The sequence below is a fragment of the Mesorhizobium sp. LjNodule214 genome (assembly GCF_964252735.1).
Lineage (GTDB): Bacteria > Pseudomonadota > Alphaproteobacteria > Rhizobiales > Rhizobiaceae > Mesorhizobium.
Window position 1 is genome coordinate 2,448,299 of sequence record NZ_CAXUPE020000001.1, and the last position, 15,125, is coordinate 2,463,423.

Here is a 15,125-nt window from a genome sequence, read left to right on the forward strand (position 1 = left end):
GCGTTGAGCTTTGCCGAGAGCATCACCGTTGAGGCGCTGGAAGCAGATCCGTATCCGATCTATGCCGAACTGAGGCGCAGCGCGCCCGTCGCTTTCGTGCCGGCGGTCAACCTCTGGTTCGTCACCCGCTGGAAAGACGTCGAGACCGTCGCCAAGTCGCCGGACATCTTCTCCGCCGTCGTCGGGACATCTCCGGTCGAGCGCTCGTTCGGCAAGCCGACCATCCTGACGACCGACGGCGATGTTCACAGGGATCTGCGCCAGGGCGTCGACCCTAAATACCGGCCGCGCACCGTCGCTTCCTATGCCGGCGACCTGGTGCGCTCGATCGCCCAACCCTATCTCGACCGGATCGCCGAACAGGGCTCGGCCGAACTGATGGCCAACTATTTCGAACCGGTCTCGACGCTCAGCCTGGCGCGCTCGCTTGGCCTGACCGACATCGACATGCCGACCTTGCGGCGCTGGTTCTATGGCCTTGCCCAGGGCGCCATCAATTTCGAGAACGATCCGAAGCGGCAGGACATCGCCGATGCGATCAGCGCCGAGGTCGGTGCCGCCATCCTGCCGACACTGGAAAGGCTAGTCCGCGAGCCCGACGACTCCGCCCTGTCGCACATGCTGCATGATGGAATGCCGGCGGGCAAAACGCGTCCGATCGACTTCCTGATGCCGAGCATCAAGGTGATCCTGCTTGGCGGCATGCAGGAACCCGGTCATGGCGCGGGCTCCATCCTCGCCGGCCTGCTTTCGCATCCCGAGCAATTGCGGCAGGTCCTCGACGATCCGGAGACCCTGGTGCCAAAGGCCGTCGACGAAGGCTTGCGCTGGGTCGCGCCGATCGGCACGCAGACGCGCCAGACGACGCGCGCGGTCGAGGTCGGCGGTGTAACCATTCCTTCCGGCGCGCCGGTCGCAGCACTTGTCTCTTCGGCAAGCCGCGACGAAAGCCGTTTCTCCGATCCCGACCGTTTCGACATCCATCGCGACGAGGGCAACCACGCCGCCTTCGGTTTTGGCCATCATTTCTGTTCGGGCCGGTTTTTCGCGCGCGAGCAGATGTGCCTTGCGGTAAGGCTTTTGCTCGAGCGCTTCACGGACCTGCGGCTGGTGCCGGGCAAGGAACCGGTCTTCCGCGGCTGGGAGTTCCGGGCGCCAACCACACTGCATGTTTCCCTGGGAGTCAGTCACCAATGATCAACCAGAATGCCATCGACACGCTGCGCAAAGTCGAGATCGGCGCGCGAGGCCTGTTCATCGATGGCGCCCGGACCGAAGGCATGAGCGGTGCGACGCTGCCGGTAACGTCGCCGATCGACGGCCGTCCGTTCGCCAGCATCGCCGACGGCAATGCCGCCGACATCGATCGTGCCGTGACGTCGGCGCGCAAGGCGTTCGAGAAAGGTTCGTGGTCGCGCTCCGCCCCGGCCTTTCGCAAGAAGGTGCTGACCAAGTTCGCGGAGCTTGTCGAGAAGCATGTCGACGAACTCGCCGTGCTCGGCGTGCGCGACAATGGCACCGAGATCGGCATGGCCTACAAGGCCGAGCCGCTGTCGGCCGCCGGCACCATCCGCTACTACGCCGAGGCGATCGACAAGGTCTATGGCGAGATCGCGCCGACGGTCGACAACGTGCTTGGCCTGATCCACAAGGAGCCGCTTGGCGTCGTCGGCGTCATCGTGCCCTGGAATTTCCCGCTGATGATCGGCGCCTGGAAGATCGCGCCGGCGCTTGCCGCCGGCAACTCCATCGTCGTCAAGCCGCCGGAGATCGCTTCGCTGACGCTTCTGCGGCTGGCTGAACTCGCCGCCGAGGCCGGGCTTCCCGCCGGCGTGCTCAACGTCGTCACCGGGCGCGGCGCGGTCGCCGGCGAGGCGCTCGGCCTGCACATGGATGTCGACGCCATCGCCTTCACCGGCTCTGGCGTGGTCGGCCGGCGGCTGCTCGAATACGCGGCTCGCTCCAATCTGAAGCGCGTCTTCCTCGAACTCGGCGGCAAGTCGCCCAACATCGTCTTTGCCGACGCGCCGGACCTGAAGCAGGCGGCGACCGTGTCGGCCAACGGCATCTTCCGCAATTCCGGACAAGTCTGCGTCGCCGGCTCGCGTCTGCTCGTCCAGTCGTCGATCTACGACCGCTTCATGGACGAGCTGCTCAAGGCGGCCACCCGGCTGAAGGTCGGCGACCCGCTCGATCTGGCGAGCGACATCGGCGCGGTGTCGAGCGCCGAGCAGCTCGACAAGAATCTCGGCTTCGTCGCCAGGGCGGCGGAGGAGGGCGCCCGCCTCGTCACCGGCGGCGAACGCATCCTCACCGAGACCGGCGGCAGCTACATGGCGCCGACCATATTCGAGAACGTGACTCAAGACATGCAACTCGCTCGCGAGGAAGTGTTCGGGCCGGTGCTCGGCGTCATGCGCTTCGACACCGAGGAAGAGGCGGTGAGCCTCGCAAATTCCACCGTCTATGGCCTCGCCTCGGCAGTATGGACGTCGAACCTGTCGACCGCGCATCGCATGGTCCGCGCCATCAATGCCGGCGTCGTCCACGTCAACACCTATGGCGGCGCCGACATCACCGTGCCGCTCGGCGGCGTCAAGCAGTCCGGCTTCGGCCGCGACAAGTCGCTGCACGCGCTGGACAAATACACCGATCTGAAGACCGCCTGGATCGCGCTCTAGAGCAATTCCAGGAAAAGTGCGTAGCGGTTTTCCGTCCGGAATTGCGTGAAAACAAATACTTAGAGCGGGGCAGCGTTTCTATCAAAAGCCGAACCGCTCTAGAGCGCTTTCGATAACCAGCTCGCGTCATGAAACGATGGCGCACAAAGGGAGATTTGCGCCATGATGGCTGCCAGCAAAAATGATTTGCATTCAGCGACAATCGGCGACCTGCTCGACCGCGAGCAGCAGCGTTTTCGCCAGACGCATCCGCGCTCGGCGGCGGCCTGGGAGGAGGGCAAGCAGCATTTCCTCTATGGCGGGCCCTCGCACTGGATGCGGCGCTGGGCCGGCGGCTTTCCGGTCTATGCCGCCGAGGCGAAGGGCGCCCACATCAGGGACATCGATGGCCACGACTATGTCGACTTCGCTCTTGGCGACACTGGCGGCATGTGCGGCCACGCGCCGGAGGCGGTGACACGTGCCGCGGTGCGCCAATTGCAGAACGGCGCGACGATGATGCTGCCCACCGAGGACAGCCTGTGGGTCGGCGCCGAATTGCAGCGGCGCTTCGGCCTGCCCTACTGGACATTGACCACCTCGGCCACTGACGCCAATCGCGGCGCCATCCGCATCGCCCGCATGATCACCGGCCGCGACAAGGTGTTGGTCTTCTCCGGCTGCTACCATGGCGGCGTCGAAGAGGCGCATGTCGAAATCCGCGACGGCCGCGTTGGCCTGCGCAACATGATCCATCCCAATGGCGTCGACCATTCGGCCGTCTCAAAAGTGGTCGAGTTCAACGATGTCGGCGCGCTGGAACAGGCACTGTCGGCGGGCGACGTCGCCTGCGTGCTGACCGAGCCGCTGATGACCAATTTCGGCATGATCCCGGTCGCCGACGGTTTTCACACCGCCCTGCGCGAGATCACCCGCCGTACCGGCACGGTGCTGGTCATCGACGAGACGCACACCATCTCCGGCGGACCCGGCGGCTATTCGTCCGAGCATGGGCTGGAGCCGGACATTCTCGTTGCCGGCAAGGCCATTGCCGGCGGCATCCCCGCCGGCATCTTCGGCGTTTCGCGGGAGATCGCCGAGCGATTGTGGACGATCGTGCCGATGGTCAATCCGCGCGTGCGCCAGTCGGCGCATCTCGGCATCGGCGGCACGCTGGCCGGCAACGCGCTCACCGTCGCCACCATGCGCGCGGTGCTGGAAGAGGTGCTGACCCCAGCCAATTTCGAGATCATGATCGCCAATGCCTCGCGGCTGGCCGAGGCCGCGCGGAAGGTCATCGCCGCGAATGGTCTGCCTTGGCACGTGACGCAGATCGGCGCCCGCGCCGAGATCATGTTAATGCCCAATCCGCCGCGGAATGGCGCCGATGTCATCGCCAGCCGGCGCGGCGATCTCGAGACGCTGCTGCACGCCTTCTACATGAACGAGGGCATATTGGTGACGCCCTTCCACACCATGTTCCTGATGTGCCCGGCCACCACCGAGGCCGATGTCGACCGCCACACCGAAGTGTTCGCGCGCTTCGTCGAACTCGTGCGTGGCGCGGGTGTCATCTGAGCGATGGCGAACCCGTTCGACCTCAAGGGCAAGGTAGCACTGGTGACCGGTGGCGGACGCGGCATTGGTGCTGCCATCGTCACCCGCTTCGCCGAAGCCGGCGCCTCGGTTGGATTGCACCGGCTTTATCTCGGCGGGGCAGGGGCCGCCGTCCAGGCGGGCCCGAAGCCGAGCATCACAACACCAAGCTGAGAACCGACCGGTCCGGCAGTCTCGTCGCCGACCTCGTTGCGTCAAATTTAAAACGTTTGCAATTTCGCAAAACCGCATTACAAACGTTTCAAACAGTTCGTTCGGGAGGAGCGATTGCCAGCCCGTGTCATCACGCTGAAGGAGCTTGCGGCGAGCCTTGACCTGTCGATCACGACGGTCTCGCGGGCGCTTGCCGGCCATCAGCAGATCGCCCTGAAGACGCGCGAGCGCGTCGCGTTAGCCGCGCGCCATGCGGGCTATGTTCCCAACACCGCAGCGCGCACGCTGGTGTCCGGCCGCAGCGGCTTCGTCGGCCTGGTGCTGCCGATCCGTGGTCCCAACCTTGTCGATTCCTTCCTCGGCGAGTTCGTCACCGGGCTTGGCGAGGGACTGGTGTCGCACGGCGCCGACCTCATCCTCGCCACTGCCGCGGAAGGCCAGTCGGAACTGTCGGTGCTGCGCCATGTCGTCGAATCCGGGCGCGCCGACGGCGTCGTCGTCACCCGCATCGCCGAGGTCGATGAGCGGCTAGCCTATCTGCGCCAGCGCGGCTTCCCCTTCGTCGCCCATGGCCGGCTGCTCGACAGCGACTTTGCCTACAACTGGCTCGACACCGACGGCGCGCACGCCTTCGGCGAAGCCTTCGACATGCTCTACGATCTCGGCCATCGGCATTTCGGCCTGGTGACGATTTCAGAGCCGATGACCTTCCGGCATTTGCGGCAGGACGGGCTTGCCGCGGCCATTGCTCGCCGCGGCGACCCGTCGGTGCGGCTCGATGTGGCGACCGCGCCGCGCTTCGATCGCGGCGCCCGCATCCAGGCCGTCAACAAGATGTTGCACGGGCCTGAGCGGCCGACGGCTATTGTCGCCCTGTTCGACGAACTGGCGCTGACGGTGATGGAGGAGGCTGCCCGCGCCGGCCTCACCGTGCCGCGCGATCTCTCCGTCATCGGTTTCGACAATGTCGTCGCTTCGGCCTATGCGCCGCCAGGCCTCACCACCTTCGATGCCTCGATCCGTCAGTGTGCGCGCGAGATCGCCGACATGCTGCTCACCATCATCGCCGACAGGCCGGCTGAACCGCTGACACGATTGATCCGGCCGACGCTGGTTCCTCGGGCTAGCCATGGACCCGCACCACTGACAAGAAGCTGACGCCGCAAATGACGGCGCCTATCCAGGGAGGATGAGCATGATCAATGCATTGAAAACACTGGCAGGCGCAATGCTGGCGCTGTCGCTTGCCGGCGCCGCTGCGCACGCCCAGCAGGTGCTGTTCTGGTCGACACAGGCGCGCCCGGTCGAGGAAACGCAGAAGATGCGCGACGCGGTGCTGAATGGCTTCGACGGCCCCGTCGACTATCAGGTCGCCGAGGACGGCCCCTGGCTCACCCGTCTGCAGGCCGAACTTCAGGCAGGCTCCGGCACGATCGGCCTGCTCGGCGGCCTGCATGGCGACTTCTCCACTGTCGGCGCCAACCTTGTCGACCTGTCCGGCGTCGATGTCGGCGGGGTCAAGGTCAACGAGGCCTACAGGAAGCTCGGCATGCTCGGCACCGGCGAGCAGAAATACATGCCCTGGATGCAGGCCACCTACCTGATGGCGGCGAACAAGCAGGCGCTGCAATATCTGCCGCAAGGCGTCGATCTCAACACCATCACCTACGACCAGCTGATCGAATGGTCGAGGAATATCGCCGAAAAGACCGGCTCGCCGAAATTCGGCTTTCCGGCCGGTCCCAAGGGACTGAAGCACCGCTTCTTCGAAGGCTTCCTCTACCCGTCCTACACCGGTTCGATGGTGACCAAGTTCCGCTCGGCCGAGGCTGAGACTGCCTGGAACAAGTTCAAGGAACTTTGGCAGTACACCAACCCGAACTCGACCAACTACGCCTTCATGCAGGAGCCACTGCTTTCAGGTGAGGTCTGGGTCGCGTTCGACCATGTCGCGCGGCTCGCCGATGCCTTCAACCAGAAGCCCGACGAGTTCGTCGCCTTCCCGGCCCCGGCTGGTCCCGCCGGCCGCGGCTTCATGCCGGTGGTCGCCGGCGTCGCCATTCCGAAGACCTCGCCTGACATGGACAAGGCCAAGGCACTGGTCGCCTATATGCTGAAGCCGGAAACCCAGATCGCGACGCTGAAGGCGACCAATTTCTTCCCCGTCGTCGACGTCAAGCTGCCCGACGACATGCCGGCCTCGGTGAAAGCCTTCGGCCCGGCCATCGCCACCATGGCCGGCGCTCCCGATGCGCTGCCGGCGCTGCTGCCGATGGGGCTCGGCGATCTCGGTGGCAAGTTCAACCAGATCTACACCGACAGCTTCGAGCGCATCGTGCTTGGCGGCGAGGACGTGCATGGCGTGCTCGAAGAGCAGGCGGCCGCGCTCAAGGCGATCATCGACCAGGCCAAAGCGCCGTGCTGGGCGCCCGACAAGCCGTCCGAAGGCGCTTGCCCGGTCGAATAAGCATCAACCGACCCTCCCAAGGGGCGCCCGGAGCTTGTTGCACTCCGGGCGCCCAGATCGCAGCACCATCGCAAAGGACACCACCATGCACGGCAAGGCTTTGCCCTATCTGCTGCTGATGCCGGCGACGCTGTTCCTGTGCGTGTTCTTCCTCTACCCGTTCGCGCTGGTTGCCTTCGAGGCGGTGACCCGCGACGGCGCCTTCACCCTCGACAATTTCCGCACCATGGCCGGCAGCTGGAAATTCCCTGTCACCGTCCGCAATACGCTGCTGCTTGCGGCGATCGTCGTGCCGATCCAACTGGTCATGGCGCTGCTGATGGCTTCAGTGGTGTCGCGGCTTGAGACGGGTCGCAGTGCCGCGCTTTACATCTTTGCCATTCCGCTCGGCATTTCCGATCTCGCCGCCGGCCTGATCTGGCTTGCCATCTTCGACCAGTCCGGCTTCCTCAACACGCTGCTCTCCGGCCTCGGCATCGTTGACCGGCCGATCATGTTCCTCGGTTATCAGAGCAAGCTGACGATCTTCATCGCCGTAGCGCTGGCCGAGATCTGGCGCGCCACCGCCATCATGATGGTCATCCTCGTCGCCGGCATGGGCTTGATTCCGAAAGAGTATTACGAGGCGGCCGAAGTGTTTGGCGCCGGCCCTTGGAAGCGCTTCGTGCGCATCACGCTGCCGTTGCTTCGCCCCAGCCTGCAGACGGCGATCATCCTGCGCGTCATCCTTGCCTTCGAGGTTTTTGCCGTGGTCGCCGCCCTTGGCGGCACCAATTTGCCGGTGCTGATGGGCGAAACCTACAACTGGCAATTCACGCTGCAGGATCGCAATGTCGCGGCCGCCTCGGCGCTGCTCATCCTCGCCATCTCGATCGGCTTCACGCTGTTCTTCCTCAAGGTGCTGCGTGTGCCCAAAGAGGCGCGCATATGAGCGCCGATGCCGAAGCGCCGATCGCTACGGCCGCCGATGCGCGCAAGGCCGGCGGCTGGCTGCTCGTCGCCACCGCCATCCTGCTCAGCGTCTGGGTGCTGCTGCCGATCTATCTCCTGATCGTCAACGCGCTGTCGTCGCCGGAACAGGTCACCGCTTTCCCCAAGCGCTTCTTCCCGTCCTTCGATGTTGGCAGTCTTTCGTTCTTCATCAATTTCGCCGGTGTCGCCAGGGCGCTGTGGAATTCTGTCCTCGTCGCCGCGCTGACGATGATCCTGTCGATCGGCTTCGGCGCGCCGGCCGGCTATGCGCTGTCGCGCTTCGATTTTCCGGGCAAGGGCACGTTCCGTTTCCTGGTGCTGATGACGCGCGCCTTCCCGCTGCCGCTGCTGGCCCTGCCGCTGGCGGTGATGTTCATCCGCACCGGTCTCGACGACACCGCAATCGGCCTGGCGCTGGTGCACACCACGCTGGCGCTGCCCTTTGCGGTGCTGATCACCTTCTCGCTGTTTTCGGGCATACCGGTCGAACTCGAGGAAGCCGCCTGGACGCTCGGCTGCACACGGCTGCAGGCCTTTCGCAAGGTCATCCTGCCGCTGGCGCTGCCCGGCATCGCCGCTTCGGCGGTATTCGCCTTCACCATCTCCTGGAACGAGGTGTTCGCCGCCGCCGTGCTCACCATCGAGAACCGTACGCTGACCGCCTTCCTCCTGCAGAGCCTCGGCGAGTCGCCGCTGTATCTCAAATTCGCCGGCGGCGCCGCGTTGGTCGTCCCGGCGCTGATCTTCATCTTCGCCGTCAGGAAATATCTGTTCGCCATGTGGGGGATCGCCAACCGATGACGCGAGACACGGAGACGGCTCATGGCTGAAATCGCCATCAAGGGAGTGGCCAAGCGCTTCGGCGGCTTCACCGCGCTGCATCAGGTCGACCTCACCATCGCCGACCAGGAATTCATGGTGCTGCTCGGCGCTTCGGGCTGCGGCAAGACCACACTGCTCAGGATCGTCGCCGGGCTGGAGATGCCGAGCCAGGGCGAGGTCTGGATCGGCGGCCGTCGCGTCGACAACCTGCCGCCGCGCGAGCGCGGCATTGCGATGGTGTTCCAGAACTATGCCGTCTTCCCGCATCTGACCGTGTTCGAGAACATCGCCTTCGGCCTGCGCATGAAGAAGCTGCAGCAGCAGGACGTCGAGCGTCGCGTCAACCGCACCGCCGAGCTCATGCACATCGAGCAACTGCTGAAGCGCTATTCGGGCCAGCTGTCAGGCGGCCAGCGCCAGCGTGTCGCCGTCGCCCGCGCGCTCGCCATGGAGCCCGACGTCATCCTGATGGACGAGCCGCTGTCCAACCTCGACGCGCTGCTGCGACTGGAGATGCGCGCCGAACTCAAGGGCGTGCTCGCCGCGTCGAAGACCACCACGATCTACGTCACCCACGACCAGGTCGAGGCGATGAGCCTCGCCGACCGCATCGCCGTCATGCATCAGGGCCGCATCGTCCAGGCGGCTTCGCCGGTCGAGGTCTATCGCAACCCGGCCGCCCGCTTTGTCGGCTCCTTCATCGGCAATCCGCCGATGAATTTCATTCCCGCGACGAAGGCTGCGAATGGCAACTGGTCCGTCGCCGGACTGACGCTGCCCGGCCCGAAATCGGACAGGCAGAAGATCGAATTCGCCATCCGCCCGGAAGACGTCGACGCCGGCAGTGAAGGCCTGCAGGCCACCGTGCGCGTCATCGAGCCGCTCGGGCCACACACGCTGGTGACTTGCGATGTCGAGGGCGGCCTGTTCCGCGCCATCCTGGAATCGAACGCCAGTGTCCAGGTCGGCGATCATCTGCGCCTCGCGCCCAAACCCGACCGCATCCGCTGGTTCGATCCCGAAACCACCAATGCCCTTTGATCCAGAAAGAACGAACGCTTCAATGACTTCTCTTGCCGTCGACGAAACCATCGCCCGCGCCGTCGAGGTGCTGAAGGAGAACGACCACGGCGCCTACACCATCCCGACCAAGGGTCTCTATCCGTTCCAGTGGAATTGGGATTCCTGCCTTACCGCGCTTGGCCTCGCCCACTACGACGAGGCGCGCGCCTGGACCGAGATCGAGACCTTGTTCGCGCACCAGTGGCCCGACGGCATGGTGCCGCATATCGTCTTCCACGTCTGGAGCGACGGCTATTTCCCCGGACCCGAAATTTGGCAAACCGGGCGTCCGACGGCCACCTCCGGCATCACCCAGCCGGCCGTCGCCGGCTTTGCCGTGCGCCGCCTGTTCGACCGCGCCAAAGACAAGAAACTGGCGGCCGAACGCGCCGGCGCGCTGCTGCCCAAGATCGATGCCTGGCACCGTTGGTTCTATGAGAGCCGCGACCCCAGGGGCGAGGGGTTGGTCGCCATCATCCACCCCTGGGAGTCCGGCCGCGACAACTCCATCGACTGGGACGATGCCTTCGAGCGCGTGCCGACCGAAGGCGTCGAGCCCTACACCCGCCGCGACATCCTGCATGCCGACCCGGCGCATCGGCCGACGCAAGAGCAGTATGATCGCTACATCTGGTTGGTGCAGCATTTTCGCGGGCTTGGATGGGACAATGCCCGGCTTCACGATGCCTCGCCCTTCCAGGTCGTCGATCCCGGCTTCAACGCCATCTTGATCCGCGCCTCGTCCGACCTTGCCGATCTCGCCGAGGCTCTTGGTGAAAAAGAGATCGCCAGCGCCAACCGTGCCCGCGTCGAAAAGGGCCTGGCGGCGATGGAGCAGCTGTGGAGCGAGGCGCACGGCCAGTATCTCTGCCTCGACCGCACCACCGGCAAGCTGGTAGACAGCGCCTCCGTCGGCGGCATCCTGCCGGCCTTCGCGGCCATCCCACAGGCGCGTGCCGCGACGCTCGCCGCCACTGTCGAGCGCCTCGCCGGCAAGGCGCGTCATGTCGTGCCCTCGCACGATCCAGACGATCCGCGCTTCGACGCCAAGCGCTACTGGCGCGGCCCGGTCTGGCTGGTGGTCAACTACATGATCGCCGACGGACTTGCCGCCGTCGGCCATGGCGCGGTTGCCCGGCGCATCACGCAGTCGAGCCTCGATTTGATCACCGAGAGCGGCTTTGCCGAATATTACGACCCGCTCACCGGCGAGCCGCTCGGCGGCGGCCGTTTCACTTGGACGGCGGCGATGGTGATCGAGTTCTTGAAGGGCAGAGGCTGACGCCTCTTATTCGCTTCGCGCGACCCTTCGCGTAGGCTGCCGGTGGGTGCTAGATCGATAAGCTGGGCAGGGCTCGCTTTCCCACATCCGCGCTACAATAATTCTTCACAAACGGCTACCTATACTGGCGACGACGTTTGGTTCGGGGTCACGAGGGGCGCGGCTTGGAATTCGACTTGAAAACCATAGAGGCGCTTGCTCCCGACCAGGCGTCGCTCAGCGCCGCCTCCAAGCTGACCAAGCGATCGAACTGGCCGCGCCTTGAAAGGAATGAGCAGCAGGCCCTGATCTGGGGCGAATGCCAGGGCTCCGGCTCCAACCCTTATCGCGTGGTGGTCGATACCGGCGATCACGGCTACAAATGCACCTGCCCATCGCGAAAGTTTCCCTGCAAACACACGCTGGCCTTGATGTGGATCGCCGCCACCGCACCAGCCAGTTTTGCGGCTGCTGACTCGACGCCGGAATGGGTGAATGATTGGCTTGGCCGGCGCCGGAAGACGACGCCACAGGCGGCGGGGCCAGTGCCCGGCGCGGCACCCAAGAGCATCGACGAGGCTCTGCAGCCGGATGAGGGTGCCGTCGTCGAGGACGCCGCGGCGGTCGAACGGCGCGAGGCGGCGCAGCGCAAGCGGGCGCAAGATACACGCTCCGCGGTGTCGGCGGCGCTCGATGAACTCGACCAATGGATCGCCGACCAGTTGCGGCTTGGACTGTCCGGATTTGTCGACGCCAGCAGCGAGCGCTGCCGCCGCATTGCCGCACGGCTCGTCGATCTGAAAGCAGCCGCGCTTGCCGGGCGCATCGACGAGATACCGTCGCGCTTGATGGCGCTGCGCAGCGAGGAAAGACCGGACGCGGCGATCCGCGAACTCGGCAAGCTGGTGCTGCTGGCCAAGGCCTGGCGATCGGAGCCTGACGATCCTGAACTGAGGCGGCTCGTATCGACGTCCGAAACCCGTGAACAGGTCCTGGCCAATCCCGACGCCAGGCAGGTGGAAAGCCACTGGGAGGTTCTCGGCGAGAAGATCGAAACCCGTCGCGACGGTCTCGTCAGCCATTCGACCTGGTTGCTCGACCTGAAGAGCGCCACGCCGCAATTTGCCCTGCTGCTCGATTATTTTCCGGCTTCGGCCGGGCGCCGATCCAACGCCTTCGCCCCAGGCGACCGCTTCAATGCCCGGCTGGTGTATTATCCATCGCGCGCACCGCTCCGCGCGCTGGTGGCGGAGCGCGTCGGCGACGTCTCTTCCGGGGCGGCGTGGCCTGATTTCGGCGCGTTGAAAGACCCGCTCGCGGCGCGTGCATCCCAGCAAGATGGCGCGCCATGGCTGACCGACAGTCCTCTCATCCTGCCGCCGGGCGCGATCTCGCTCGACGACCGCGGCACCGCCTGGTGGCAGGCAGCCGATGATCCGCATGGGATCGCCTTGCCGATCGCAGGTGCTGTCGACCAAACCTTGCTCGGCATCGACCTTGCTGCCGCCGCAGCGCTGTGGAATGGCGCCAGGCTTGACCTTCTGGCGGCGCAGAGCAGCTTCGGAAGGCTCGATCTGTCGTGAACGAGCTCGAGCAGACAGGCCTGGCGGCAATGCGCGACTGCTGGATCACCGGCGGACCGACATTCGACCTCGCACCAGCCGCGTGGAAGGAGATCGCTGGCACCGCAGGCCCCGACGAACGGGAACGCCGGCTGCTGGCGATCGCCGCGCAGGCCCTCGACATCGGCTTGCGGCCTGCGGCGCCGAAGGTTTTGACGCGTCGTCCGCCGCTGCCGGCGCTTGCCCTGCCCATGCTGCCGGAGCGACTGCGGCCGCTCTTGCGAGCCGCCCGACGCGAGGCGCAAGGTGCGTGTGGTGACGCTGGTCGCCAGCCGCGGCTTCGTGATCCATCCAATGGACTGGATGCCCTCGGACCAGAACAGCCCGGACGTCTACGCCCCCTGGATCGACTGGCAAGCCGGCATCGAAGGGCAGGCGCATGCCCCGCGCGAGAAACTGACGGCGGAAAACTGGGATGACTTCTATCCCGCAGCGCGCCGTATTGCGCTGGCCGACATGCGCCGCAGCGAACCGACTGCTGCTCGCATGCTGATCGAGACCAAGGCGCCGGGTGAATCGGCGGACGTCAGGCTTGCGCTCATCGAACTCATGCGCTTCGGTCTCACCCTCGAGGATGCGCCTTTCCTGAAGAGCCTTTCCGCCGACCGTTCCGGCAAGGTGCGCGAACTGGCTGGGCGGCTGCTGGCAAGGTTGGGTGAGCACGGTCGTACGGGCGACGGCGGTAGCACGGATGATCCTGTTGCCGAACTCGCCGCTTTCATCAGCGAAGGCAAATCCGGCTTCATCCGCCGCCGCACCACCTACACGCCGGTAAAACTCAAATCCCCGGCGCAGGAACAGCGTCGCGCCGAATTGTTCGAAACCTGCAACCTGGTCGACCTCGCCGCACGGTTCGGCGCCACCGAACCCGAATTCATCGGCGCCTGGCAGTTCGGCGCCGACAACAATGCCGACATCCTGATCGCACGAATGGTCGCCGCCTCAGGCAGCGATGCCGCGGTGACGCAGATGGCGGATACGCTTGTCGCCGATGGCGGCAAACCGGCGCTGTTCGTGGTGCACCTGACACCGCGCCTGGACAGCCGCAGAAAGCGCGTGTTCATCCGCTCGATCCTCAAGGAAACGAATTACCTTGGCGTGATCAGTCTGGCGGAAGGCATCGACGCCGGCTGGCTGGGATGGGATGACCTGACAAACGGGCAAGTGCTTCCGGCGTTGCGTTCAGTCATCGGCGGAAACGACGACGTCATGCGCCGCGGCCTCGACGATATCCTCGAAACGATCGGCTTCCTCGCCACCACCCCCACGGCGGCGAGGTTGATCGACGAGGTCGTCGCAGCCGGCATGCCGCCCGCGGCTCCGTCACTCACTCTCCTGCGCCTCAACGCCGCGTTGGCCGAACAATCGTCTGGAACCGACACATGACAATCCGGAGAACAGCACAATGAACGCAGCCATCCGTCTCCCGGTCGAGCAGGCCTATGCCAGTGAATTGCAAGCGCTGGCGCGCGGCGACGACAAGCAAAAGCCCGCCGGCTGGAGCCTCTCGCCAAAGGCCGTCCTGACCTATCTGCTGGGCGGCAAGGCCAGCGACGGCACCTTGATAACCCCGAAATATGTCGGCCGCCGTCGGCTGATGGAAACTGCTGTGGCGACTTTGGCCACCGACCGTGCGCTGCTTTTGCTCGGCGTTCCCGGCACCGCCAAATCCTGGGTCTCGGAACATCTCGCCGCGGCCATCATGGGCGACTCGACGCTGATCGTGCAGTGCACGGCCGGAACCGACGAGAACCAGATCCGCTATGGCTGGAACTATGCCCAGCTTCTGGCGAAAGGCCCGAGCCAGGAAGCGCTGGTGCCGACGCCGCTCTATCGCGCCATGCAGGACGGCAAGCTGTGCCGCCTCGAAGAACTGACGCGCATGGGCTCGGATGTACAGGACACGCTGATCACCGTGCTTTCCGAAAAGATGATGCCGATCCCGGAACTGAACACGTCGATCTACGCCCAGCGCGGCTTCAACATCATCGCCACGGCAAACAACCGCGACAAGGGCGTCAACGAGCTGTCCTCGGCGCTGAAGCGGCGCTTCAATGTCGTGGTGCTGCCGCTGCCCGAGGACATGGCGGAGGAGGTCTCGATCGTCTCCAAACGCGTCGGCGAGATGGCAGGCGGCCTCGACCTGCCGGTGCCGAAGAATGTCGCCGAAGAGATCGCCCGCGTGCTGACCATCTTCCGCGAATTGCGCTCTGGCTCGACCGCCGACGGCAAGGTGACGCTGAAGACACCTTCGGGCTCGCTGTCGACGGCCGAGGCCATCGCCACCATGGTTGGCGGTCTCAGCCAGGCGGCCTGGTTCGATGGCGGCAAGCTCGGCGCCGAAGGTCTCGCCGCCAGCCTTGTCGGCGCGATCGTCAAGGATCCGGTGCAGGACAAGGCCGTGCTGGAAGAATATCTGGAAACGGTGCTCAAGAAGCGGCCTGACTATGCCGGGTACTATACGGCGCTGAACGCGGCGATCTGACACC

The 15,125-nt window shown here is 65.2% G+C and carries 13 protein-coding genes; all 13 read left to right on the forward strand.

Translation table 11 applies throughout. The features are described from left to right. Window positions 1–3 precede the first annotated feature (3 nt). The 13 genes from ACSQ3Z_RS11430 to ACSQ3Z_RS11490 all read left to right on the forward strand — a co-directional run bounded on the left by ACSQ3Z_RS11430 (window position 4) and on the right by ACSQ3Z_RS11490 (window position 15,121). The gene (locus ACSQ3Z_RS11430) at window positions 4–1,197 is read left to right on the forward strand and encodes a cytochrome P450 (RefSeq protein WP_436171370.1); all 1,194 of its coding nucleotides are present in this window, start codon (window positions 4–6) and stop codon (window positions 1,195–1,197) included. Beyond that, window positions 1,194–2,681 carry an aldehyde dehydrogenase gene (locus ACSQ3Z_RS11435; protein ID WP_436171371.1) on the forward strand — a complete coding sequence of 496 codons (1,488 nt, stop codon included), beginning with the start codon at window positions 1,194–1,196 and terminating at the stop codon, window positions 2,679–2,681. The genes ACSQ3Z_RS11430 and ACSQ3Z_RS11435 overlap by 4 nt, the downstream gene beginning before the upstream one ends. Window positions 2,682–2,843: 162 nt before the next feature. Then, window positions 2,844–4,238 (forward strand): transaminase, encoded by a 1,395-nt coding sequence (locus ACSQ3Z_RS11440; protein ID WP_436171372.1) that lies wholly within the window; start codon window positions 2,844–2,846, stop codon window positions 4,236–4,238. Between the two features lie 3 nt (window positions 4,239–4,241). Next, window positions 4,242–4,430 carry a hypothetical protein gene (locus tag ACSQ3Z_RS11445; RefSeq protein WP_436171373.1) on the forward strand — a complete coding sequence of 63 codons (189 nt, stop codon included), beginning with the start codon at window positions 4,242–4,244 and terminating at the stop codon, window positions 4,428–4,430. 114 nt (window positions 4,431–4,544) lie between these two features. After that, window positions 4,545–5,588, forward strand: a complete 1,044-nt coding sequence (locus tag ACSQ3Z_RS11450; protein ID WP_436171374.1) for a substrate-binding domain-containing protein — start codon at window positions 4,545–4,547, stop codon at window positions 5,586–5,588. 37 nt (window positions 5,589–5,625) lie between these two features. Further along, window positions 5,626–6,897 (forward strand): ABC transporter substrate-binding protein, encoded by a 1,272-nt coding sequence (locus ACSQ3Z_RS11455; RefSeq protein WP_436171375.1) that lies wholly within the window; start codon window positions 5,626–5,628, stop codon window positions 6,895–6,897. An 85-nt stretch (window positions 6,898–6,982) separates the two neighbouring features. Further along, a complete protein-coding gene (locus ACSQ3Z_RS11460) occupies window positions 6,983–7,828 on the forward strand; it encodes a carbohydrate ABC transporter permease (RefSeq protein WP_436171376.1) in 846 nt (281 codons plus the stop codon). Continuing rightward, window positions 7,825–8,670: a carbohydrate ABC transporter permease gene (locus ACSQ3Z_RS11465; protein WP_436171377.1), complete on the forward strand. Its 846-nt coding sequence runs from the start codon at window positions 7,825–7,827 to the stop codon at window positions 8,668–8,670. Before ACSQ3Z_RS11460 ends, ACSQ3Z_RS11465 begins: the two co-directional genes overlap by 4 nt. A gap of 21 nt (window positions 8,671–8,691) precedes the next feature. Beyond that, on the forward strand, window positions 8,692–9,732 hold the full coding sequence (locus ACSQ3Z_RS11470) for an ABC transporter ATP-binding protein (RefSeq protein ID WP_436171378.1): 1,041 nt from the start codon (window positions 8,692–8,694) through the stop codon (window positions 9,730–9,732). A 22-nt stretch (window positions 9,733–9,754) separates the two neighbouring features. Beyond that, entirely contained in the window at window positions 9,755–11,035 is a 1,281-nt protein-coding gene (locus ACSQ3Z_RS11475; protein ID WP_436171379.1) for an amylo-alpha-1,6-glucosidase, read from the forward strand. A gap of 176 nt (window positions 11,036–11,211) precedes the next feature. Further along, window positions 11,212–12,597: an SWIM zinc finger family protein gene (locus tag ACSQ3Z_RS11480; RefSeq protein WP_436171380.1), complete on the forward strand. Its 1,386-nt coding sequence runs from the start codon at window positions 11,212–11,214 to the stop codon at window positions 12,595–12,597. Window positions 12,598–12,882: 285 nt separating this feature from the next. Next, complete coding sequence (locus ACSQ3Z_RS11485; RefSeq protein WP_436171381.1) at window positions 12,883–14,022, forward strand: DUF5691 domain-containing protein; 1,140 nt, start codon at window positions 12,883–12,885, stop codon at window positions 14,020–14,022. A 19-nt stretch (window positions 14,023–14,041) separates the two neighbouring features. Further along, window positions 14,042–15,121, forward strand: a complete 1,080-nt coding sequence (locus ACSQ3Z_RS11490; RefSeq protein WP_436171382.1) for an ATP-binding protein — start codon at window positions 14,042–14,044, stop codon at window positions 15,119–15,121. Window positions 15,122–15,125: the final 4 nt, after the last annotated feature.